This is a genomic window from Methylorubrum podarium, from assembly GCF_022179745.1.
Lineage (GTDB): Bacteria > Pseudomonadota > Alphaproteobacteria > Rhizobiales > Beijerinckiaceae > Methylobacterium > Methylobacterium podarium.
Genome location: NZ_BPRD01000725.1, coordinates 1 through 1,985 on the forward strand (window position 1 = coordinate 1; position 1,985 = coordinate 1,985).

General features: G+C 75.4%; 2 protein-coding genes. Both read left to right on the forward strand.

What is annotated here, in order from left to right; translation table 11 throughout:
• Positions 1 to 571, forward strand: a 571-nt coding sequence (locus MFF42_RS26250) for a methyl-accepting chemotaxis protein (RefSeq protein ID WP_238258883.1), incomplete at its 5' end; no start/stop codon positions are given.
• 24 nt (positions 572 to 595) lie between these two features.
• Positions 596 to 1,985, forward strand: a 1,390-nt coding sequence (locus MFF42_RS26255; protein ID WP_238258884.1) for a chemotaxis protein CheA, incomplete at its 3' end; no start/stop codon positions are given.

The window sequence follows — 1,985 nt, forward strand, 5'->3', positions numbered from 1 at the left end:
GCAGGGCGAGGCGGTCGCCGGCAACATCGTCGCGCTCAGCGAGCGGACCCAGGCGATCGGCGAGATCATCGTCACCGTCAACGACATCTCCGAGCGCACCCACCTGCTCGCCCTCAACGCCGCCATCGAGGCGGCGGCGGCGGGCGAGAGCGGGCGCAGCTTCGCCGTCGTCGCCTCCGAGATGAAGCTGCTCGCCGACCAGGCGAAGGGCGCCACCGCCCAGGTGCGCGGCATCCTCGGGGAGATCCAGCGCGGCATCAACGCCTCGGTGATGCTCACCGAGGAGGCGGTGAAGCGGGCCGCCGCCGGCAAGACCCGCACCGATTCCACCGTCCGCACCATCGAGGAGATGGCCGCGCGGGTGGAGGAGGGCGTGCAGACCTTCCAGCAGATCGTGGCCTCGACCAACCAGCAGCAGCTCGGCATCGAGCAGGTGATGGGCGCGCTGCAGAACATCCGGCAGGCGAGCCAGCAGACGGCCGCCGGCACCCGCGAGGTCGAGACCGCCTCGGCGAACCTCACGGAGCTGGCGCAGGGGCTGATGGCGCTGGCCGAGCGCTACCGGCTCTAGCGGCCCGGACGAGCGCTCCGCCGCATGGATATCCGCCAGCAGCTCCTCGCCGCCTTCGAGATCGAGCACCGCGAGCATCTCGACGCGATCCGTGCCGCACTTGCCGCGGACGGTCCGGTCGATTGGCACGACGTGTTCCGCCGGGCCCACAGCCTGAAGGGCGCCGCCCGCGCCGTCGACCTGCCCCCGGTGGAGGCGGTCTCGCACCAACTCGAGACCCTGTTCGAGCGCATCAGCGCCGGACAGCGCCCCCTCGACCGCGCGGCGCGGGCCGCGACCCATCTCGCCCTCGACCGGATCGAGGCCTACGTCGCGGCGAGCGCGGGCGGATCGGCGAGCATGCCCGAGGACGCGCTGGCGGCGCTGAACGCCTGCCTCGATCCCGACGCGAAGGCTGCCCCGGCGCCGGCCGAACCGGTTCCCCCATCCGCTACTCCGGCCGCTTCGCAAGCCGCGGCTCCGGCCGCCGCGCCCGACCCGGCCGGCGAGCCCGCCCAGGCGGCGGTGCTGCGCGTCCCCGCCGCGGCGGTGGAGTCGCTGTCGCGGGCGAGCCACGGCCTCTGGGCGGCCCTGCCGGGGCAGGGCGTCGTCGCCGAACGCATCGCGCGGCTCTCGGCGAACGCGTCTGCGCTCCGGCGCCGCACCGAGGCCGGCCGCCGCGCTCCGGTTTCGGGCTCCGGTGGCGCCAACGAGTCCGAGACGGCGGCTCTGCGCCGGGCCCTCGCCGAGATCGAGACCGGGTTGGCGGCCTTGGCCCGCGAAGCCGCTGACCTCGCCCAGGGGCACAAGGCGGCCATCCTCTCCGTCGAGACGGCCGCCCGCCGGCTGCGGGAGGAGACCGAACGCCTCGCGCTGGTGCCCGCCGAGACGGTGTTCGGCGGCCTCGCCCGCGCGGTGCGCGACATGGCACGCGGCGACGGGCAGGAGGTCGAGGTCACCACCCGCGGGCTCGACCTGCCGGTGGACCGGGCGATGCTCCAGGCCCTCAAGGACCCGGTGCTGCACGCCCTGCGCAACGCGCTGAGCCACGGCGCGGAGCGCCCGGAGGTCCGGCAACGGCAGGGCAAGCCCGCCTCCCTCGCGATCGGCCTCACCGTCGAGGCCCAGGGCGGACGGCTCGTCCTCGGCATCCACGACGACGGGCGGGGGCCGGATCTCGCCGCCATCGAGCAAACAGGCCGCGCGCGCGGGCTGATCGCGCCGGGCGAGACCCTCGACGCCGAGGCGCTGCTCGCGCTGCCGTTCGAGCCGGGCTTCTCCACCGCCGGGGCGGTCGATGCGCTGTCGGGCCGCGGGATGGGCCTCTCGGTGGTCGCCGAGGTCGCCCGCTCCCTGCACGGGCAGGTTCAACTCGTCCGCCGCCGGCCGCACGGCACGTCGCTGATCCTCACCCTGCCGCTCTCGGCCGCGCGCC